Here is a 21,122-nt window from a genome sequence, read left to right on the forward strand (position 1 = left end):
GCTTGAAGCTTGCCGCTTGCCGCTTAGATGCGGAAGCTGCCTACCAGGTGCTTGAGGCGGGTGGCCTGTTGCTCGAGGTCCGAGCACGCTCGCAGGGTGGCCTGGAGGTTCTCGACGCCTTCCTGGTTGAGCATGTTGATCTCATTGATGTCCATGTTGATCGAGTCGACCACGGCCGTCTGCTCTTCGGTTGCAGTTGCAACCGACTGGTTCATGCCGTCGATTTCACCGATGCGCACAGTCACGCTGTCCAGGCGCTCACCCGCCTGGTTGGCGATCGCCATGCTGTCCTGGCTGTGGCGCTGGCTCTGGCCCATGGTGTCCACCGACTCACGGGCACCGACCTGCAGCTCCTCGATCATCGCCTGGACCTGTTGCGCCGACTCTTGGGTACGGTGCGCCAGATTGCGGACTTCGTCGGCGACCACGGCAAAACCACGCCCGGCTTCACCCGCCCGTGCGGCTTCGATGGCAGCGTTCAGCGCCAGCAGGTTGGTCTGCTGGGAGATGCTGGTGATCACTTCGAGGATCTGGCCGATGTTCACCGTCTTGCTGTTGAGCGTTTCGATGTGTGCGCTGGACGTGACGATCAGGTCCGACAGACGATTCATCGCCTCGATATTGCGCGTCACTACCTGCTGACCTTCTTCTGCCAGCAGCCGTGCAGAACTTGCATGCTGCGAAGCCTGGGCGGCATTGCCGGCGATTTCCTGGGCGGCGGCACCCAGTTCATTGATGGCCGCGGCAACGCTGTTGGTGCGGTTGGACTGCTCGTCGGAGTTGGTCATCGACGAGTTGGAGGCGCTGATCACGCGCAGCGCCACCTCGTTGACCTGCTCGGTGGCCGAGGACACCTCGCGGATCGAGCCGTGGATGCGCTCGACGAAGCGGTTGAAGGCAGTGCCGAGGATGCCGAACTCATCCTGCTGGTGAATTTTCAAGCGTTTGGTCAGGTCGCCTTCACCTTCGGCAATGTCCTCCATGGCGCGGGTCATGGTGAGCAACGGCTGCATCAGCACGCGGATCAGCAGGCCCAGCAAACCGATGATGATCACGACCGCTACCACCGTGGCGATCACTGCCGAAGTACGGAAGTTGCTGAGCATGGCAAAGGCTTTGTCCTTGTCCACGGACAGGCCGATGTACCAGTTGGCCGATGGCAGGCCCTTGATCGGGGTGAAGGTCAGCAGGCGGGTCTGGCCATCGGCTTCGATTTCAGTCAGCTCGCCAGTCAGTTTCGGCGTGTGCTGCGGGAACAGGTCCGACAACGATTTCATGACCAGTGCCTTGTCAGGGTGCACCAGAATCTTGCCTTGATCGTTGACCAGGAAGGCGTAGCCCATGCCGCCGAAATTCAGCGAGTTGATGATCTGCACCAGGCCGTCCAGCGCCAGGTCGCCGCCGACCACGCCGACCCCCGCGGACACTTTGCTGAGGATGCCGATGACCATCTGGTTGGTGGTCATGTCGATGTAGGGCTCGGTGAGAATGGCGCCTGTGGCGTTCATGCCATCCTTGTACCAGGGGCGGGTGCGGGGGTCGTAGCCATCTGGCATCTTCGAGTCGGGGCGCACGCTGAAGCCACCATCGACCTTGCCCAGGTAGACGGTCAAAAAGCTTGAAGTCAGGGCACTCTGGCCCATCAGCGTTTCTGCGCTGGCAGGTTGCTGGGCGATGTTCTGCGCCAGGTTTTCAACCAGCTTTATCCGGCCTTCGAACAGGTTGCGAATGTTGTTCGAAGTGGAGGCGCCCATTTCAGCCAGATAATTCTCCAGGTCTTCACGGATGGCATTACGCTGGAGATAGTCGTTGTAGAGGGTGAACAGGCTAAAGGCGAGTATCACGATCAGTGATGCGGCCAAAAGAATCTTGTGGCTGAAACGAAGGCTTTTGTTCATGGCGTGATCGGTTCCGCTAAGGTTTTTATCGGGCGTTCGCACGAGTACCGCTTAAAACAGTGCAACATCCCGTAAGTCCTTTCAGGGGTGTTCTGTCTTCAAAGGCGAATATCATCCAGAGCTATCGGCTGATGGGTGGTCGAGCTTGAGCAGGGGATTAAAAAGATGTCGGAAAACTCGACGATAGTTGTAGGTGCTGGCCCGGATGGCCAGCCTGTGACCCAAGCCATGCGCCTGGCTAACCGCCATGGCCTGGTCGCCGGTGCCACCGGTACCGGCAAGACCGTGACCTTGCAACACCTGGCGGAAGCGTTCAGTGATGCCGGTGTGGCGGTGTTCGCGGCCGATGTCAAAGGTGACCTGTGCGGTGTCGGTGCGGCGGCAGCGCCCCAGGGCAAGGTGGCCGAGCGCATTGCCGGCATGCCTTGGCTGGGGTACCGGGCGCAAGCCTACCCGTTGAGCCTTTGGGATATCGCCGGGCAGTCCGGCCACCCGCTGCGCACCACCCTGAGCGAGATGGGGCCGCTGTTGCTTGGCAACCTGCTTGAACTGACCGACAGCCAGCAGGCAGCGTTGTATGCCGCATTCAAGGTGGCCGACCGTGATGGGTTGCTGCTGCTCGATCTCAAGGACCTCAAGGCGCTGCTGGCACACCTTAAAGACAATCCCCAGTTGCTGGGCGAAGACAGTGCACTGATGACCACCGGTTCGACCCAGGCATTGTTGCGTCGTTTGGCAACGTTGGAGCAGCAGGGCGCCGAGGCGCTGTTCGGTGAGCCGGCATTGCAACTGGAGGACCTGCTGCGCACGGACGCTGATGGTCGTGGGCGAATCCACCTGCTCGATGCCAGCCGCTTGGTGCATGAGGCGCCGAAGGTCTACGCCACCTTCCTGTTGTGGCTGTTGGCCGAACTGTTCGAGCAGTTGCCGGAGCGAGGCGATGCCGACAAGCCGGTGCTTGCGCTGTTTTTCGACGAAGCCCATCTAATGTTCAACGGGACCCCGAAAGCGCTGCAGGATCGCTTGGAACAGGTGGTTCGGCTCATCCGCTCCAAGGGCGTGGGGGTGTTCTTTGTCACCCAGTCGCCTGGCGATCTGCCCGACAGCGTGCTGGCCCAATTGGGGTTGCGCATACAGCATGGGTTACGGGCGTTTACCGCCAAGGAGCAGAAGTCGCTGCGGGCCGTGGCAGACGGCTTTCGCCCGAACCCGGCATTCGACACTCTGGCAGTGCTGACCGAGCTTGGGATTGGCGAGGCGCTGGTGGGGACGCTTGAAGACCGGGGGACGCCGGCGATGGTGCAGCGAGTCTTGATCGCACCGCCGCAATCGCGAATCGGGCCGTTGAGTGCGGGCGAGCGTAGTGCGCTGATAGCCGGGTCGCCGTTGGCGGGGCGCTATGACAAGCCGATCGACCGTGAGTCGGCGTATGAAATGCTGGCCCGGCGCAAAGGCGAGCCGGCGGAGCCGGTACCGGCGCCCCAGGCGGATGAAGACAGCTTGGTGGACAAGGCTGGGGACTTCTTGCAGAGCGCCGCAGGGCAGGCGATCAAGTCGGCTGTGCGTCAGGCGGCCAATCAGTTAGGGCGCCAACTGGTGCGGGGATTGATGGGGTCGTTGCTCGGGGGCAAGAAGCGTTAGCGGTGGTGATGCTGGCTTCTGTGCATTAAAAGCCGCTTGAGGGTTGGTGTTGGTCAGCCCGGGTAAAAGGGGCCGCAGAGCGGCCCTTTTCACTGCGCTGCCAAGGTTCAGCCGATTGCCTTGGATGCCAGCCAGAACAAGCCAGCCGCCAGGCCCATCGTTGCAGGCAGGGTCAATACCCAGGCCAGCAGGATGGTCTTCACCGTGCCGCCTTGCAGGCCACTCTTGTTGGCAACCATGGTGCCGGCCACACCGGACGACAACACATGGGTCGTCGAAACCGGCAGTGCGAACACGTTGGCCATGCCAATGGCGCATGCTGCGGTGATCTGCGCCGACATGCCCTGGGCATAGGTCATGCCCTGTTTGCCGATCTTCTCGCCTACGGTCAGTACAACGCGTTTCCAGCCGACCATGGTGCCCAGGCCCAGCGCCAGGGCGACGGCAACGATTACCCAGAACGGGGCATATTCGGTGGTGGCGGTGAGGTCTTTGCGCAACTTGTCGAGGTCGGACTTTTCACGCGCCTCCAGCCCTGGCAGCTTGCCAACCTTCTTCGCCGTATCATCCAGGCACAGCAGGTAGCGGCGCACTTCCACGCGCTTTTCGGCGTCAAGGGCACGGTAATCGGTAACGCCCTGAAGCGAGGATTGCAATGCCGCGATGGTAGGTTCGGTCTGCTGCGGGTTGCAGCTGAACTGCTCCGGAAGGTCGCTGGCCTGCGCCTTGCCCAGTGCCAGGAACTCGCCAAGTGTGGCGGCGTTGCGCTGGTAGAACTGGCTAAGGTGCATCGTTGCGTCGCGGGTGCGTTCGATCTGGTAAGTGGTGCTGTTCAGGTCGAGTACGAACTTGGCCGGAACAATGCCGATCAGCACCAGCATGATCAGGCCGATGCCCTTCTGGCCGTCGTTGGAGCCGTGCACGAAGCTCACGCCCATGGCCGAAATCACCAGCACCAGGCGGTTCCAGAAGGGCGGGTGCTTCTTGTCGTCGAGCTTGCGGCGTTGCTCTGGTGTCTTGTGCATCTTCGACAGCGGGCGCCACCATTTCAGGCCGAGCAGCAACAGCGCAGCGACAGCGAAGCCGGCCATGGGCGAAATGACCAACGACATGGCGATGTCGATCGCCTTCTGCCAGTTGACGCCGTCACCCAAGGGAATGTCGCTGATCAGGGCGTTGGCCAGGCCCACGCCCAGGATCGAACCGATCAAGGTGTGCGAGCTCGAGGCCGGGATGCCGAAATACCAGGTGCCCAGGTTCCAGGTGATGGCCGCAGCCAGCAACGAGAAGACCATGGCCAGGCCATGCCCGGTGTTCACATTGATCAGCAGCTCGACCGGCAGCAGGTGAACGATGGCGTAAGCCACCCCGACACCGCCCAGCAGAACGCCAAGGAAGTTGAACACCCCGGAGAAGAACACGGCCAGGTGTGGTGGCATGGCTTTGGTATAGATGACGGTGGCTACCGCGTTGGCGGTGTCATGAAAGCCATTGATGAACTCGAATGCGAGCACGAAGGTCAGGGCAAGCAGCAGGCTCACCAATACCCAGGCATCCAGTCCGCTGAATAAATCGATCATGAAGGTTGTCTGGCGGTCATTTGGGGGGCGGGATTATGCCAGAAAACCTTTGCAATCGATGCACCCGCAGCTGACCGATGGCAGCCTTTTGCGCGCCCCCCTAGCGTCATTACCCACGGCGTAAAGCGCAGAAAGCTCCGCTAAAAATCACAAAAAGCGCCGAAATCCAGGGTATTCCTACAAAATGGACTCGCCATTCAGGATTCAAACGGCTGTATGAAATTTGTGTAATTCCATTTCATGAGTGGCTGTTCGGTAACGATCTATGTCCCGAGCGCCGCCCCTGACCGCGAATGCGATTGCCTGCGGCAAACGGCTCAGGTGTCTTCGTTGCGCAACTCTTTCTCCATCTTTTCCAGTTCCTGGTTAAAGGCCTGGTCCTGGACCGTGGCCCGCTTGCGCCAAGGTTTGCGCTCCGGTTCCGGTTGAGCGGCGTAAGTGGTGACTTCACCACCGTAAACTTCCTTGTAACGTTCAGCCTGGCGCTCCAGTTCCGCGCGCAGTTCATCTTTCGTCACAGTAGTACCTGAATGTAAAAAGTGGCCGGTAATGCGTGCACATGCACGTTGCCCATGCACTGGGCGTGCTGGTCGTCGGATAAAGGTAGGCGGTAAGTGCCTTGCCCGAATATCGAACCGGGCCAGCCGGTTGGATTATAGCAATCGATAAAACGCCAGCCAGCGTAATTTACCCAGCGCCTACAACCCTTTGTTCAAGTTGCGGGTAATGGCTGCTTGTGCAAAGTTTGAACGGCCGGCGCATGGAAAGTTCGCTGCGGTTCGGGTGCCAGCAGGGAAATAAAAACGGCCTCGCACAAAGGCGAGGCCGTTGCCTGGGGACTTCTACGGTGGGTACCTGACCAGTCTCTCCAAAGAAGCCACAAGTGGCAGTAGAAAGGTATAAGCAAACGTGTCAGCGGTCAATTGCGATTATCGGCCGTTTGTTCGATAATCGCACGAAGCAGCGAATTTTTTGAGGTGAGCGATGAGTGACGAAATCCCGGCCAACGAATCTGCCAGTCCTGAGTCGGCACGCCAGAGCACCCCTGCCTTGGCGCCGCCAATCGTGGCCTCGCCAGCCAAGCGTATTCAGGCATTTACCGGGGATCCGGACTTCATGACCTCGCTGGCGCGGGGGCTTGCCGTGATCCAGGCATTCCAGGAGCGCAAGCGCCACCTGACCATCGCTCAGATCAGCCACCGCACCGAGATCCCGCGAGCGGCGGTGCGTCGTTGTCTGCATACCTTGATCAAGCTCGGCTACGCCACGACCGACGGGCGTACCTATTCGCTGCTGCCCAAGGTGCTGACGCTTGGCCATGCCTACCTTTCGTCAACGCCCCTGGCGGTGTCCGCCCAGCCTTACCTGGACCGCATCAGCGATCAGTTGCACGAAGCGGCCAACATGGCCACCCTCGAAGGCGACGACATCCTTTATATAGCCCGTTCGGCCACTGTCGAGCGGCTGATATCGGTCGATCTGTCGGTCGGTGGGCGGCTGCCGGCCTACTGCACGTCGATGGGGCGCATTCTATTGGCCGCCATGGATGACACCAGCTTGCGCGAGTATCTCGACCGCGCCGACCTCAAGGCCCGAACCAGCCGTACCTTGCATGATCCGGAGTCGCTGTTCGCGTGCATCCAGCAGGTGCGTGAGCAGGGCTGGTGCGTGGTCGACCAGGAACTGGAGCAGGGCCTGCGTTCGATCGCCGTACCGATTTACGATGCTTCCGGGCAGGTGCTTGCGGCGTTGAATGTCAGCACCCATGTGGGGCGTGTGAGCCGAAGCGAACTGGAGCAGCGTTTCTTGCCGATCCTGTTGGCGTCCAGTCGCGATCTTTGCCACCAGTTGTTTGGTTGAAACAACCCCCGCCCAACGCGCCGCTGTGCACCGTTATCGAACATGCCAACCGTTTCCTGTTCGATAAACGCACAGTGTCGCTCTGGACGAATTGCGCGCCCTGCATTGGCTGATTAATGTCTCCCGCAGCGGTCGGCTGTGCCGACCGAACAAGAAAAACACAAGAGGCGCACATCATGACCACTGTCACTTCGCTGCTGCGGCCGCACCCGTACGCAGTTGTGTTGTATCCAGGCTGACTCAGGCCGAACTCCCTCGACTTTGAACCCTGTACCTGTCGCCCTCGTGCAGTGGCTCGACTGTGCTCAATTTCTGGATAACAACAATGAACAAGCCACAACCTGTCGGGAACTGCCTCGACGTTCAGTCTTTCATCAATGAACAACCGCTGTCGCGCTATCAGTGGCGTGTAGTGATCCTTTGCTTCCTGATTGTCTTCCTCGATGGCCTGGACACGGCGGCCATGGGCTTCATCGCTCCGGCATTGTCCCAGGAGTGGGGCATCGACCGCGCCAGCCTTGGCCCGGTGATGAGCGCCGCCTTGATCGGGATGGTGTTCGGCGCCTTGGGTTCAGGGCCGCTGGCTGACCGCTTTGGCCGCAAGGTCGTGCTGGTGGGTGCGGTATTGGTATTCGGTGGTTTCAGCCTGGCCTCGGCCTACGCCAGCAACGTCGACCAGTTGCTGATGCTGCGCTTTCTGACCGGCCTCGGCCTGGGCGCCGGCATGCCCAATGCCACCACGCTGCTTTCCGAATATACCCCGGAGCGCCTCAAGTCACTGTTGGTGACCAGCATGTTCTGCGGCTTCAACCTGGGCATGGCCGGTGGTGGGTTCATCTCCGCGAAGATGATCCCGGCCTACGGCTGGCATAGCCTGCTGGTAGTGGGTGGTGTGCTGCCACTGCTGCTGGTTGTGGTGCTGATGGTCTGGCTACCTGAGTCGGCACGCTTTCTGGTGGTGCGCAACCGCGGTACCGACAAGGTGCGCAAGACCCTGGCGCCGATCGCACCGGCCGTTGTCGCGCAGGCCGGCAGCTTCAGTGTGCCGGAACAGAAGGTTGTGGCGGCGCGCAACGTGTTCGCAGTGATCTTCTCCGGCACCTATGGCCTGGGCACGATGCTGCTGTGGCTGACCTACTTCATGGGCCTGGTCATCGTCTACCTGCTCACCAGCTGGCTGCCGACGCTGATGCGTGACAGCGGCGCAAGCATGGAGCAGGCTGCGTTCATCGGCGCGCTGTTCCAGTTCGGTGGTGTACTCAGCGCCGTGGCAGTAGGCTGGGCCATGGACCGTTTCAACCCGCACAAGGTCATCGGTATCTTCTACTTGCTGGCAGGCGTGTTCGCTTATGCAGTGGGGCAGAGCCTGGGCAACATTGCCGTGCTTGCCACGCTGGTGCTGGTAGCCGGGATGTGTGTGAACGGCGCGCAATCGGCCATGCCTTCGCTGGCGGCGCGGTTCTATCCGACCCAGGCGCGTGCCACCGGTGTTTCCTGGATGCTCGGTATCGGCCGCTTTGGCGCGATTCTCGGCGCCTGGAGTGGCGCGACCCTGCTTGGCCTGGGCTGGAACTTCGAGCAGGTGCTGACGGCGCTGCTGGTGCCAGCTGCACTTGCGACGGTAGGCGTGATCGTGAAAGGCCTGGTAAGCCACGCCGACGCGACCTGAGCCTGCGCTTGCGGGCCGCGTTGCGGCCCCACAAGAGAGGGTGGGTTGGATGACAAAATGTTCGATAACCGCACTGATAGTCGATTATCGGATTGTCAGCGACCCACCACTCTCCTTAATCTGGGCTCAACGTAGCACCCTGAACCGAGGTCCAGCTGGGTGCGCTGCGTGACTTTGAACCCCGCACCGCCGAGGCCCGTGGCCCACTGGCAGGAGAAGCTTGATGCGCGACGTATTTATCTGTGACGCTATTCGCACCCCGATCGGCCGCTTCGGCGGCGCCCTCGCTGGCGTGCGTGCCGATGATCTGGCCGCTGTACCGCTCAAGGCGCTGATCGAGCGCAACCCGGGTGTGAAGTGGGATCAGGTCGACGAAGTGTTCTTTGGCTGTGCCAACCAGGCCGGTGAAGATAACCGCAACGTGGCACGCATGGCCCTGCTGCTGGCGGGCCTTCCCGAGACTATCCCGGGCGTGACCCTGAACCGCCTGTGCGCCTCGGGTATGGACGCCATCGGTACTGCATTCCGTGCCATCGCCAGCGGCGAGATGGAGCTGGCCATTGCCGGCGGTGTTGAGTCCATGTCGCGCGCGCCGTTTGTCATGGGCAAAGCCGAGAGCGCTTACTCGCGCAACATGAAGCTTGAGGACACCACCATCGGTTGGCGCTTCATCAACCCGCTGATGAAGAGCCAGTACGGTGTGGATTCCATGCCTGAAACCGCTGATAACGTCGCAGACGATTACCAGGTTTCGCGTGCCGATCAGGATGCATTCGCCCTGCGCAGCCAGCAGAAGGCCGCTGCAGCCCAAGCGGCGGGCTTCTTCGCCGAAGAAATCGTGCCGGTGCGTATCGCCCACAAGAAGGGCGAAACCATCGTCGAGCGCGACGAGCACCTGCGCCCGGAAACCACCCTCGAGGCACTGACCAAGCTCAAGCCGGTCAACGGCCCGGACAAGACCGTCACCGCTGGTAATGCCTCGGGCGTCAACGACGGTGCTGCTGCACTGATCCTGGCCTCGGCTGAGGCGGTGAAGAAGCACGGCCTGACCCCGCGTGCCCGTGTTCTGGGCATGGCCAGCGGCGGTGTGGCGCCCCGGGTGATGGGCATCGGCCCGGTACCCGCAGTGCGCAAGCTGACCGAGCGCCTGGGTGTGGCCATGAGCGATTTCGATGTGATCGAGCTCAACGAAGCCTTCGCCAGCCAAGGCCTGGCGGTGCTGCGTGAGCTGGGCGTGGCCGATGATGCACCGCAAGTCAACCCTAACGGCGGTGCCATTGCCCTGGGCCACCCGCTGGGCATGAGTGGTGCGCGCCTGGTACTGACTGCGCTGCACCAACTGGAAAAGAGCGGCGGGCGCAAGGGCTTGGCGACCATGTGTGTCGGTGTTGGCCAAGGCCTGGCGCTGGCCATCGAGCGGGTTTGACCTGTTCCGGCCTCTTCGCGGGCCAAGCCCGTTCTCACAGGGGACCACGCCTCCCTTGTGAGGGCGGGCTTGGCCCGCGAAGGGGTCGGACTTATGCGACACAAGGCCAATAGCCAGCGCGGAAGCGGAACGAGTGTGTTACTAAGTATGTCTAGACCTACCTAGGACACTCCAGGAGTAAAGCCGTCATGACCTCAACCTATTACACCGGTGAAGAGCGCAGCAAGCGCATCTTCGCCATCGTCGGTGCCTCTTCAGGCAACCTGGTGGAATGGTTCGACTTCTATGTCTACGCCTTCTGTGCAATCTATTTTGCCCCGGCCTTCTTCCCCTCTGACGACCCCACCGTTCAATTGCTCAATACCGCTGGCGTGTTCGCTGCTGGCTTCTTGATGCGGCCTATCGGTGGCTGGATCTTCGGTCGCCTGGCGGACCGCCATGGCCGCAAGAATTCCCTGATGATCTCGGTGCTGATGATGTGTTTCGGCTCCTTGATGATTGCCTGTTTGCCTACCTACTCGAGCATTGGCACCTGGGCTCCGGCATTGCTGTTGCTCGCCCGTTTGATTCAGGGCCTGTCGGTAGGCGGCGAGTACGGCACCACCGCGACCTACATGAGTGAGGTGGCGCTGCGTGGCCAGCGCGGTTTCTTCGCATCGTTCCAGTACGTCACGCTGATCGGTGGCCAACTGCTTGCCGTGCTGGTGGTGGTGATCCTCCAACAAATGCTGACCGAAGAAGAATTGCGTGCCTGGGGCTGGCGCATCCCGTTCGTGGTCGGTTCCATCGCCGCGCTGATCTCGCTGATGCTGCGCCGCTCGCTGCACGAGACCAGCAATGCCGAAACCCGCAAGGACAAGGATGCAGGTTCCATCAAAGGCCTGTTCCGCAACCACACGGCGGCCTTCATCACCGTGCTCGGCTATACCGCCGGTGGCTCGCTGATCTTCTATACCTTCACGACGTACATGCAGAAGTACCTGGTCAACACCGCGGGCATGAGCGCCAAGAGCGCCAGCTTCGTGATGACCGGTGCCTTGTTCCTGTACATGGTGATGCAGCCGTTCTTCGGCATGCTTTCCGACCGTATCGGCCGACGTAACTCGATGCTGCTGTTCGGTGCCTTGGGCACGCTGTTCACCGTGCCGTTGCTGATGGCGCTGAAAACCGTCAGCAGCCCGTTCATGGCCTTCGTGCTGGTGACCCTGGCACTGTGCATCGTCAGTTTCTACACCTCGATCAGTGGCCTGGTGAAGGCCGAGATGTTCCCGCCGCAGGTGCGTGCGCTGGGTGTGGGCCTGGCTTACGCGGTAGCCAACGCAATGTTCGGCGGCTCGGCCGAGTACGTGGCCCTGGGCTTGAAAAGCCTGGGGATGGAGAACACCTTTTACTGGTACGTGACGGCGATGATGGCCATCGCGTTCCTGTTCAGCCTGCGTCTGCCGAAACAGGCGGCGTATCTGCACCATGATGATTAAGGACGTTGCATGAGCAACCTACTGTTCGACGCCTATTTCACCGCCCCGGCCATGCGCGAGATCTTCTCTGACCGTGGCCGCCTGCAAGGCATGCTCGATTTCGAAGCTGCCCTGGCCCGTGCCGAGGCCGCTGCTGGCCTGGTGCCGCTCAGCGCGGTTGCGGCCATCGAGACAGCCTGCCAGGCCGAGCGCTATGACGTTCGTGCGCTTGCCGATGCCATCGCCACGGCAGGCAACTCGGCAATCCCGCTGGTCAAGGCGTTGGGCAAGGTGGTCGCCAGTGGTGTTCCCGAGGCCGAGCGCTATGTGCACTTGGGCGCCACCAGCCAGGATGCGATGGACACCGGGCTGGTGTTGCAGTTGCGTGATGCACTGGCGCTGATCGAGGCCGACCTCGCAGCGCTGGCCGAAACCTTGTCGCGCCAGGCCCTGCAGCACGCCGACACACCACTGGTGGGGCGTACCTGGCTGCAGCACGCCACCCCGGTGACCCTGGGCATGAAACTGGCCGGCATCCTGGGCGCCGTTACCCGCCACCGTCAACGGCTGCAGGAGCTGCGTCCGCGCTTGCTGGTACTGCAGTTCGGTGGCGCCTCCGGCAGCCTGGCGGCCTTGGGCAGTAAAGCTATGCCGGTCGCCGAGGGCCTGGCTGCACAGTTGAAACTGACCTTGCCCGAGCAACCCTGGCACACCCAGCGCGACCGCCTGGTGGAGTTCGCCTCGGTGCTGGGCCTTGTTGCCGGTAGCCTGGGCAAGCTGGGCCGCGATGTCAGCCTGCTGATGCAGACCGAGGCGGGTGAGGTGTTCGAGCCTTCCGCGCCTGGCAAGGGTGGGTCGTCGACCATGCCGCACAAGCGCAACCCGGTGGGCGCGGCAGTCCTGATCGGTGCTGCCACCCGGGTTCCAGGGCTGCTATCGACGCTTTACGCAGCCATGCCCCAGGAGCACGAGCGCAGCCTCGGCCTGTGGCATGCCGAGTGGGAAACACTGCCGGAGATCTGCTGCCTGGTTTCAGGCGCCTTGCGCCAGGCCCAGGTGATCGTCGAAGGCATGGAGGTGGACGCCGAGCGCATGCGCCGTAACCTCGACCTGACCCAGGGCCTGGTGCTGGCCGAGGCGGTGAGCATCGTTCTGGCCCAGCGCCTCGGCCGCGACCGCGCCCATCACTTGCTCGAGCAATGCTGCCAGCGCGCAGTCGCCGAACAGCGCCATTTGCGCGCTGTGCTGGGCGACGAGCCGCAGGTGACTGCCGAACTGACCGAACAGGAACTCGACCGTCTGCTCGACCCTGCCCATTACCTTGGTCAGGCCCGCGTCTGGGTGGCGCGCGCCGTGGCTGAACATCAACGTTTCACTGCCTGAAGGAGACCGCTGTGGCGCATTTGCAACTGGCCGATGGCGTACTGAACTATCGACTCGATGGCCCGGATGATGCCCCGGTGCTGGTGCTGTCCAACTCCCTGGGGACCGACCTGGGCATGTGGGACAGCCAGATTCCGCTGTGGAGCGAGCATTTCCGTGTACTGCGTTACGACACCCGCGGTCACGGCGCTTCGCTGGTCACCGAGGGCCCCTACAGCATCGAGCAACTGGGCGGTGATGTGCTGGCGCTGCTCGATGCGCTGGATATCGCCCATGCCCACTTCGTTGGCCTGTCCATGGGTGGCCTGATCGGCCAGTGGCTGGGGATCAATGCAGGCGAGCGCCTGCACAGCCTGACCCTGTGCAATACCGCTGCCAAGATCGCCAATGACGAGGTGTGGACTACCCGCATCGACATGGTGCTCAAAGGCGGGCAGCAAGCCATGGCCGACCTGCGCGACGCCTCGATCGCTCGCTGGTTCACCCCTGCTTTTGCCCAGGCTCAACCTGAGCAGGCGCAGCGCATCTGCCAGATGCTCGCGCAGACCTCTCCACAGGGCTATGCCGCCAACTGCGCGGCGGTACGCGATGCCGACTACCGTGAGCAACTCGGCCGTATCCAGGTGCCTACGCTGGTTGTCGCCGGTACCGAGGACGTGGTGACCACGCCGGAACATGGCCGCTTCATGCAGGCCGCGATCATCGGTGCCACCTATGCCGAATTCCCGGCAGCGCACCTGTCCAACGTCGAGATCGGCGAGGCGTTCAGCCTTCGCGTACTTGACTTCCTGCTGGCTCGCTGAGGACTCTGCCATGGATGAGAAACAACGCTACGACGCCGGCATGCAAGTACGCCGCGCGGTACTGGGCGATGCCCATGTAGATCGCAGCCTGGAAAAACTCAACGACTTCAATGGCGAGTTCCAGGAAATGATCACCCGCCATGCCTGGGGTGATATCTGGACCCGCCCGGGCCTGCCACGGCATACGCGCAGCCTGATCACCATCGCGATGCTGATCGGCATGAACCGCAACGACGAACTCAAGTTGCACCTGCGCGCGGCGGCCAACAACGGTGTGACTCGCGATGAGATCAAGGAAGTGCTGATGCAGAGCGCTATCTACTGTGGTATCCCGGCGGCCAATGCCACCTTCCACCTGGCAGAGTCGGTGTGGGATGAACTGGGTGTAGAGTCTCGTCAACAGCCGTGAAGCTCACGCCTGTAGGGGCGGCCTTGGGTCGCGCCTACACAGAGCGCAGCGCCACCGGCCCGGCATTGGCCTCTACAGCCTGCTTTAGCGCCGGGCACATGCCCAGCATGAATGCCGCTTCTGCCACCACGAACAGCGGCCCTATGATCAGCCCACTGATATCGTCGACGAACGCAGGCTTGCGGCCTTCGTAGTAATGCCCGACGAACTGGATGATCCAGCCCAGCACGAACGCTCCTGCCCCAGCACTTAGCCACAGCGCGGTGCTTTGCAGCGCCAATGCCTGGCCAACCCATAGGCACAGCCCCAGCAGCAAGCCCATCACCAAGCCGAAACGCAGGTCCAGGCGCAGGTAGAACCACACCGACGCCGCAGCGGCCAGCAGGGCAGGGGACAGCCACACTCCGGCCACGTCCCAGCCTGGGCGCGACAGCAGGATGGTCACTGCCAGCACGATCAGCGGAATGCCGACGAAGTGGGTAGCGATATTGCGTGGGTCGCGGTGGTAGCTTGCGTACTGGCTCAGGTGTTCGACGAGGTTTTTCATTGTCGTTCCTCCCTCGGTGGCCTGCCTGCATGGGGGTAGCCTGTGCCGCCGTGGTGGGGGCACAGGCCACTCATGATGCTCAGGATAGCCTGTGGCGCACCACCATCATCAGCTTAGCGAATGGTGGCACTGCGCATGGCTGATGGCCGGGGGATCACAACAGGTTCAACGGGTAGCTGACGATCAACCGGTTCTCATCGAACGCGTTGGTGCTGAAGTCCCTGCGCATGGTGGAGTTGCGCCATTTCACCGAAAGATCCTTGAAGGACCCCGACTGCACCACGTAGGCCAGTTCGGTTTCCCGCGCCCATTCCTTGCCGTCGTCGATGCTGCCAGAGGTGACATTGTCACCTTTGATGTAGCGGTTCATCAGGGTCAGTCCGGGGATACCGACGCTGACGAAGTTGAAGTCATGGCGCACCTGCCAGGACCGTTCCTTGGCATTGTCGAAGCTGGAGTTGTAGCTGTCGTTGGCCAGGGTGCCACCGCTGGTGCCGTTGACCCGCAACCAGGCATCGTCGCCACTGACTTTCTGCAGGCCGACGTAGAAGGTGTTGCCCTTGTAGCGTGCAGAGAGCATCGCCGAGGCAGTACGGTTGTCGAGCTGGCCTGCACGTTCGGCGCCGTCTTCCTTGCCGATGAAGTAGCCGAGGTTGGCGCCCAGGGTCCATTCGCCCAGCGGCTGGCTATGTACCAGGTTGATGTATTGCTGACGGTAGATGTCCTTGAGCTGGGCATCCCACAGGCCGATCATCGTGCGCTTGTCGTTGAAGGTGTATTCGCCACCGCCAAAGTTGAAACGATCGGAGGTGAACGCCGCTCGGCCGTTGAGCGACATGTCTTCCATGCTTGCGTCGTTGCGTGGGCTGTTGGCGCGGAACTGACCTGCGTACAGGGTCAGGCCCTCGATCTCTTTCGAGGTGAGCTGGCCGCCACGGAAGGTCTGCGGCAGCGACCGGCCGTCATCCGAGCGCAGGATCGGCAGCACGGGCATCCATTCGCCTACTTTCAGCTCGGTCTGCGACAGCTTGGCTTTCAGCGCAACGCCCAGGCGGCCGAAGTCGTCGGCAGGCCGGCCGTCATCGTGGACCGGTAGCAGGTTGGTGTTGGTGGTGCCTTTGCCGCCGTCGAGCTTGACCGAGTACATGCCCAGCACATCCACGCCGAAGCCTACGACGCCCTGAGTGAAGCCGGAGCGGGCATCGAGGATGAAACTCTGTGTCCATTCCTCGCCCTTGGCTTGGGAGTGCGCCGGGTCGACGAAGTTGCGGTTGATGTAAAAGTTGCGCAGGTTGAGGGTGGCCTTGGCGTCCTCCATGAAACCACCTTCGGCGGCCAATGCGGGGAGGGCGCAGGAGATGGCCAACAGGCCGGGCAGCAGCTGGCGTGCGGGGTGCGAAATGCTCATCTGTCGTGGATCTCTTGTTTTTATTGGCGAACCGGTGCGCTGCAGCGTGCGGCCTGCAGGGCGGGTCTTTTCTGTCAAATTGGCAACGTGTTGCTGGGGAGGATGGTGCGGGGGAGGGCAGCGGTGAGGCAATTCGTCGCAAGCGGAAGCGGGCGATAATCGAACGGAATGTTCCAGGTGGTTAATTATTTATCAGGCAGCGTGGTGATGTATAAACATCCCTGGCAGCCAGTAAGCGTTTTCAGGGCTGCTACGCACCCCATCGCCGGCAAGCCGGCTCCCACAGGGATCTGGGCTGCCCCCCAAAAGATGGAGGATGTCCGCTATCTGAGGTGCACCCTAGAACTCTGTGGGAGCCGGCTTGCCGGCGATGGGCCGCAAAGCGGCCCCAATATGCCGGACTGACTGGCACCACCTGGTGCTTTAAACCCGAGCACTCAGCTCTTCGGTGTTGCCGCCGATGCCTGCTGATTGGCCTGGCCAGTCTTCTCATACCAGCCACCGCCGAGCGCTTTGTACAGGTTGACCTCGCTGGTCAGCTGCGACAGGCGATCGGTGATCAGTGACTGCTGTGCACTGAACAGGTTGCGCTGGGCATCGAGGAAGGTCAGGTTGCTGTCGATGCCGATGCGGTAACGGCGTTCGGCCAGGCGGTAGTAATCCTGGTTCGCTTGCACCAGGTCACGTTGCGCCTGCAACTGCTCTTCGAAGGTCTTGCGCGCCGCCAGGCCATCGGAGACTTCCTGGAAGGCGGTCTGGATGGTCTTTTCATACTTGGCGACGTTGATGTCCTTCTGGATCTTCGAATAGTCCAGGCTGGCCTTCAGGCTGCCGGCGTTGAAGATCGGCAGGTTGATCTGCGGCTGGAACAGCCAGGTCCCCGAACCACCCTTGAACAGCCCGTCCATGTCCGGGCTCAGGGTGCCCGCGTTGGCGGTCAGGCTGATGCTCGGGAAGAACGCTGCGCGCGCTGCGCCAATGTTGGCATTGGCGGCCTTGAGCAGGTGTTCGGCTTCCTGAATGTCCGGGCGGCGCTGAAGAAGGTCCGACGGCAGGCCAGCCGGCACTTCCGCCAGCTGGTCGGCATCGAGCTCCAGCGGCTTGGGCAGGTTGGCCGGGATGCCGGTACCCACCAGCACAGCCAGGCTGTTGAGGTCCTGGGCTACCAGGCGCTGGTATTGCGAGTACTTGACCCGCGCCCCTTCCACAGCGGTGCGCGCCTGGCTGAGGTCGAGCGCCGACGCCACACCGACTTCGTTGCTGCGGCGGGTCAGGTTGTAGCTTTCTTCGTAGGTCTTGAGCGTTTCTTCGGTCAGCTTGAACAGCGCCTGGTCGGCCTGCCAGGTGTAGTAGGCGTTGGCCACGCTGGCCACCAGGGCGATCTGCGTGGAGCGACGCGCCTGCTCACTGGACAGGTAGGTTTCCAGAGCCTGCTCGGTCAGGCTGCGTACGCGGCCGAACAGGTCCAGCTCATAGGCGCTGACACCCAGGGTGGCCGAGTACTGGCTGGTGATGTTGGCTTCGCCGGTGGTCGACAGGTCAGCCGGGACGCGCTGGCGGCTGCCGCTGCCAGTGGCCGAAACCGCCGGGAACAGGTCAGCGCGCTGGATGCGGTACTGCGCACGGTAGGCATCGAGGTTCAGCGCCGCCACGCGCAGGTCGCGGTTGTTGACCAGCGAAGTCTGGATCAACTGCTGCAGTGCCGGGTCGTGGAAGAACTGGCGCCAGCCCTGTTCGGCGGCGGCCACATCGGCCGACTCGGTCGGCGAGTACGCAGGGCCTTGCGGCCACTGCGCAGCCACCGGTGCTTCCGGGGTCTGGTAGTCAGGGATCAGCGAGCAGCCGCCGAGAATGAAAGCGGTTACCGCAAGGGACAACAAAGACTTGGTCATTGCCCAGCCTCATAACGTGGAGTTTCAGGGGTGGCGTCCTTTTCCGGCTTTTTGCTGCCGAACAGCGACGACACTGCGACGAAGAACAGCGGTACCCAGAAGATGGCCAGTACGGTCGCACTGATCATGCCGCCAATTACCCCAGTACCGATGGCATGCTGGCTGCCCGCGCCCGCGCCGCTGGAAATGGTCAACGGTACCACGCCCAGGATGAATGCCAGCGAGGTCATGATGATCGGGCGAAGACGCATGCGGCATGCCTCGATCGCTGCGTCAAACAGGCTCTTGCCTTGCTCGTGCAGTTCCTTGGCGAATTCCACGATCAGGATCGCGTTCTTCGCCGCCAGGCCGATGGTAGTCAGCAGGCCGACCAGGAAGTACACGTCATTGGACAGGCCGCGCAGGCTGGTGGCGATCAGCGCACCGATGATGCCCAGTGGAACGACAAGCACGACGGCGATCGGGATCGACCAGCTTTCATACAGTGCAGCCAGGCACAGGAACACGAACAGGATCGAGAGGGCGAACAGTGCCGGCATCTGCGAGCCGGAGAGCTTTTCCTCGTAGGACATGCCGGTCCAGGAGTAGCCGATACCGTCCGGCAGTTCGCCAGCGATACGCTCCACCTCGGCCATGGCTTCACCGGTACTGTAGCCTGGGGCCGGGGCACCGAGGATTTCCATCGCCTCGACACCGTTGTAGCGCGAGAGCTTGGGCGAACCGTAGGTCCACTCGCCGGTGGCGAAGGACGAGAACGGCACCATCTCGCCTTCGCCGTTGCGCACGTACCACTTCTGCAGGTCTTCCGGGCTCATCCGGGCGTTCGCTTCGCCCTGGATGTACACCTTCTTGACCCGGCCGCGGTCGATGAAGTCGTTGACGTAGCTGGCACCCAAGGCAATCGACAGGGTGTTGTTGATGTCGGAGATGGTCACGCCCAAGGCGCTGGCACGTTCGTCATCGATGGTCAGCTGGTACTGCGGCTCATCGTTCAGGCCGTTCGGGCGCACGCCGCTGAGCACCTTGCTCTGGCCGGCCTTGGCCAGGAACTGGTTGCGCGCTTCCATCAGTTTTGCATGGCCGACACCCCCACGGTCCTGAAGGAACACGTCGAAGCCGGTGGCGTTACCCAGTTCCATTACCGCAGGCGGCGCGAAGGCGAACACCATCGCATCACGGAAGCTGAAGAAGTGCTGCTGGGCACGCTCGGCCAGGCCGAACACGCTGTTCTCCTTGGTGCGCTCGTCCCATGGCTTGAGCATGATGAACGCCATGCCCGAGCTTTGCCCGCGACCGGCAAAGTTGAAGCCGTTGACGGTGAACACCGACGACACGGTATCGGCTTCGTCCTTGAGCAGGTAATCACGCATGTTGTCGATCACCACCTGGGTGCGCTCGGCACTGGAACCGGCCGGGGTCTGTACCTGGGCGAACAGTACGCCCTGGTCTTCCTCTGGCAGGAACGCGGTAGGGATGCGGGTGAACAGCCAGATCATGCCGACGACAATCAAGACATAGCCCAGCAGGAACGGCACCTTGTTGCGCAGGATGGTGCCCACGCTGCGCTCGTAGCCGGTCACGCCGCGGTCGAAGTTACGGTTGAACCAGCCGAAGAAGCCACCTTTGGCTACATGGTGCTCGCCCTTTTTGAGTGGCTTGAGCATGGTGGCGCACAGGGCCGGGGTGAAGATCAGCGCCACCAGCACCGACAGGCCCATGGCCGAGACGATGGTGATGGAGAATTGCCGGTAGATCACCCCCGTGGAGCCGCCGAAGAAGGCCATCGGCAGCAGTACTGCCGACAGTACCAGGGCGATGCCCACCAGCGCGCCCTGGATCTGCTCCATCGACCGCTTGGTTGCCTCTTTGGGCGGCAAGCCTTCCTCGGACATGACCCGTTCGACGTTCTCCACCACGACGATGGCGTCGTCCACCAGCAAGCCAATGGCCAGAACCATGGCGAACATGGTCAGGGTGTTGATGCTGAAGCCCGCTGCGGCAAGGATGCCGAAGGTGCCCAGCAATACCACCGGTACGGTCATGGTGGTGATGATGGTGGCGCGGAAGTTCTGCAGGAACAGGTACATCACCAGGAATACCAGGACCACGGCTTCGATCAGGGTGTGGATAACCCCGCTGATCGATTCGGTGACCACCGGTGTGGTGTCATACGGGAATACCGCTTTCACCCCTGGCGGGAAGAACGGCTCCAGCTCGCTGATGGTCTTGCGCAAGGCCGTGGCGGTATCCAGGGCGTTGGCACCGGTTGCCAGCTTGACCGCAAGGCCCGAGGCCGGCTTGCCGTTGAACTGGGCGCTGATGGCGTAGTTTTCGCCACCCAGGCCGACCTGGGCAACATCACTCAGGCGAACCTGCGAACCGTCGCTGTTGACCTTGAGCAGGATCTTCTCGAACTGCTCGGCGGTCTGCAGGCGGGTCTTGCCGATGATGGTGGCGTTCAGCTGGGTGCCCGGCATCGCAGGCAGGCCGCCGAGCTGGCCGGAGGAGACCTGCACGTTCTGCGCGGCGACCGCGTTCTTGACGTCGACCGGGGTCAGCTGGAACTTGTTCAGCTTGGCCGGATCGAGCCAGATACGCATTGCGTACTGTGCACCGAATACCTGGAAGTCACCCACACCTGCCGTACGCGAAATCGAGTCCTGCATGTTGGAAACGATGTAGTTGGCAAGGTCATCCTTGGTCATGCTGCCGTCTTCGGACACCAGGCCGATCACCATCAGGAAGTTCTTCACTGCCTTGGTGACGCGGATACCTTGCTGCTGCACTTCCTGCGGCAGCAGTGGGGTGGCCAGGTTCAGCTTGTTCTGTACCTGAACCTGCGCGGTATCAGGGTTGGTGCCCTGCTCGAAGGTGGCGGTGATGGTCATGCTGCCGTCGGAGTTGCTCTCCGAGGACACATAACGCAGGTTGTCGATGCCGTTGAGCTGCTGCTCGATCACCTGCACCACGGTGTCCTGCACGGTTTGCGCCGAGGCGCCCGGGTAGGTCACGGAGATGGCGATAGCCGGCGGCGCGATGCTCGGGTACTGGTTGATCGGCAGCTTCAGGATCGACAAAGCGCCGACGAGCATGATCACCAAGGCGATCACCCAGGCGAAGATCGGGCGATCGATAAAGAACTTCGACAT

Annotated in this window: 14 protein-coding genes and 2 pseudogenes; 8 read left to right on the forward strand and 8 right to left on the reverse strand. The window is 62.0% G+C overall.

Translation table 11 applies throughout. The features are described from left to right. Window positions 1–23: 23 nt before the first annotated feature. On the reverse strand, window positions 24–788 hold the full coding sequence (locus ACIPZH_RS12010) for a methyl-accepting chemotaxis protein (RefSeq protein WP_372490470.1): 765 nt from the start codon (window positions 786–788) through the stop codon (window positions 24–26). Window positions 789–881: 93 nt separating this feature from the next. Continuing rightward, window positions 882–1,898 (reverse strand): annotated as a pseudogene (locus ACIPZH_RS12015) (cache domain-containing protein); the annotation flags it as partial. Window positions 1,899–2,063: 165 nt separating this feature from the next. Here ACIPZH_RS12015 and ACIPZH_RS12020 point away from each other — a divergent pair. Beyond that, entirely contained in the window at window positions 2,064–3,539 is a 1,476-nt protein-coding gene (locus tag ACIPZH_RS12020; RefSeq protein WP_400636289.1) for a helicase HerA-like domain-containing protein, read from the forward strand. Window positions 3,540–3,646: 107 nt separating this feature from the next. Here the strand turns inward: ACIPZH_RS12020 and ACIPZH_RS12025 are convergent, their stop codons facing one another. Both ACIPZH_RS12025 and ACIPZH_RS12030 read right to left on the reverse strand, forming a co-directional pair. Next, on the reverse strand, window positions 3,647–5,119 hold the full coding sequence (locus ACIPZH_RS12025) for an inorganic phosphate transporter (RefSeq protein WP_241804778.1): 1,473 nt from the start codon (window positions 5,117–5,119) through the stop codon (window positions 3,647–3,649). Window positions 5,120–5,436: 317 nt separating this feature from the next. Further along, window positions 5,437–5,637: a hypothetical protein gene (locus ACIPZH_RS12030; RefSeq protein ID WP_012312935.1), complete on the reverse strand. Its 201-nt coding sequence runs from the start codon at window positions 5,635–5,637 to the stop codon at window positions 5,437–5,439. Window positions 5,638–6,153: 516 nt separating this feature from the next. Here ACIPZH_RS12030 and pcaR point away from each other — a divergent pair. The 7 genes and pseudogenes from pcaR to pcaC form a co-directional block, all read left to right on the forward strand. Next, window positions 6,154–6,979, forward strand: a pseudogene (gene pcaR / locus ACIPZH_RS12035) (pca regulon transcriptional regulator PcaR); the annotation flags it as partial. 325 nt (window positions 6,980–7,304) lie between these two features. Further along, window positions 7,305–8,648, forward strand: coding sequence for an MFS transporter (locus tag ACIPZH_RS12040; RefSeq protein WP_241804780.1), 1,344 nt, complete (start codon window positions 7,305–7,307; stop codon window positions 8,646–8,648). A 220-nt stretch (window positions 8,649–8,868) separates the two neighbouring features. Continuing rightward, the gene (gene pcaF / locus ACIPZH_RS12045; RefSeq protein ID WP_267821246.1) at window positions 8,869–10,074 is read left to right on the forward strand and encodes a 3-oxoadipyl-CoA thiolase; all 1,206 of its coding nucleotides are present in this window, start codon (window positions 8,869–8,871) and stop codon (window positions 10,072–10,074) included. 188 nt (window positions 10,075–10,262) lie between these two features. Continuing rightward, window positions 10,263–11,552, forward strand: coding sequence for an MFS family transporter (locus tag ACIPZH_RS12050; RefSeq protein ID WP_400636290.1), 1,290 nt, complete (start codon window positions 10,263–10,265; stop codon window positions 11,550–11,552). A 9-nt stretch (window positions 11,553–11,561) separates the two neighbouring features. Further along, window positions 11,562–12,914: a 3-carboxy-cis,cis-muconate cycloisomerase gene (locus ACIPZH_RS12055; RefSeq protein WP_400636291.1), complete on the forward strand. Its 1,353-nt coding sequence runs from the start codon at window positions 11,562–11,564 to the stop codon at window positions 12,912–12,914. 11 nt (window positions 12,915–12,925) lie between these two features. After that, a complete protein-coding gene (gene pcaD, locus ACIPZH_RS12060; RefSeq protein ID WP_400636292.1) occupies window positions 12,926–13,717 on the forward strand; it encodes a 3-oxoadipate enol-lactonase in 792 nt (263 codons plus the stop codon). Between the two features lie 10 nt (window positions 13,718–13,727). Beyond that, a complete protein-coding gene (gene pcaC, locus ACIPZH_RS12065; RefSeq protein ID WP_241804785.1) occupies window positions 13,728–14,126 on the forward strand; it encodes a 4-carboxymuconolactone decarboxylase in 399 nt (132 codons plus the stop codon). 34 nt (window positions 14,127–14,160) lie between these two features. Here the strand turns inward: pcaC and ACIPZH_RS12070 are convergent, their stop codons facing one another. The 4 genes from ACIPZH_RS12070 to ttgB all read right to left on the reverse strand — a co-directional run bounded on the left by ACIPZH_RS12070 (window position 14,161) and on the right by ttgB (window position 21,122). After that, window positions 14,161–14,673 carry a DUF962 domain-containing protein gene (locus tag ACIPZH_RS12070; RefSeq protein WP_241804786.1) on the reverse strand — a complete coding sequence of 171 codons (513 nt, stop codon included), beginning with the start codon at window positions 14,671–14,673 and terminating at the stop codon, window positions 14,161–14,163. A gap of 154 nt (window positions 14,674–14,827) precedes the next feature. Further along, window positions 14,828–16,081 carry an OprD family porin gene (locus tag ACIPZH_RS12075; RefSeq protein WP_400636293.1) on the reverse strand — a complete coding sequence of 418 codons (1,254 nt, stop codon included), beginning with the start codon at window positions 16,079–16,081 and terminating at the stop codon, window positions 14,828–14,830. Window positions 16,082–16,518: 437 nt separating this feature from the next. Next, window positions 16,519–17,973 carry an AdeC/AdeK/OprM family multidrug efflux complex outer membrane factor gene (locus ACIPZH_RS12080; protein ID WP_241804788.1) on the reverse strand — a complete coding sequence of 485 codons (1,455 nt, stop codon included), beginning with the start codon at window positions 17,971–17,973 and terminating at the stop codon, window positions 16,519–16,521. After that, the gene (ttgB, locus tag ACIPZH_RS12085) at window positions 17,970–21,122 is read right to left on the reverse strand and encodes a multidrug efflux RND transporter permease subunit TtgB (RefSeq protein ID WP_241804789.1); all 3,153 of its coding nucleotides are present in this window, start codon (window positions 21,120–21,122) and stop codon (window positions 17,970–17,972) included. Before ttgB ends, ACIPZH_RS12080 begins: the two co-directional genes overlap by 4 nt.

This window comes from Pseudomonas sp. NPDC089758 (genome assembly GCF_044748705.1).
GTDB lineage: Bacteria > Pseudomonadota > Gammaproteobacteria > Pseudomonadales > Pseudomonadaceae > Aquipseudomonas > Aquipseudomonas putida_X.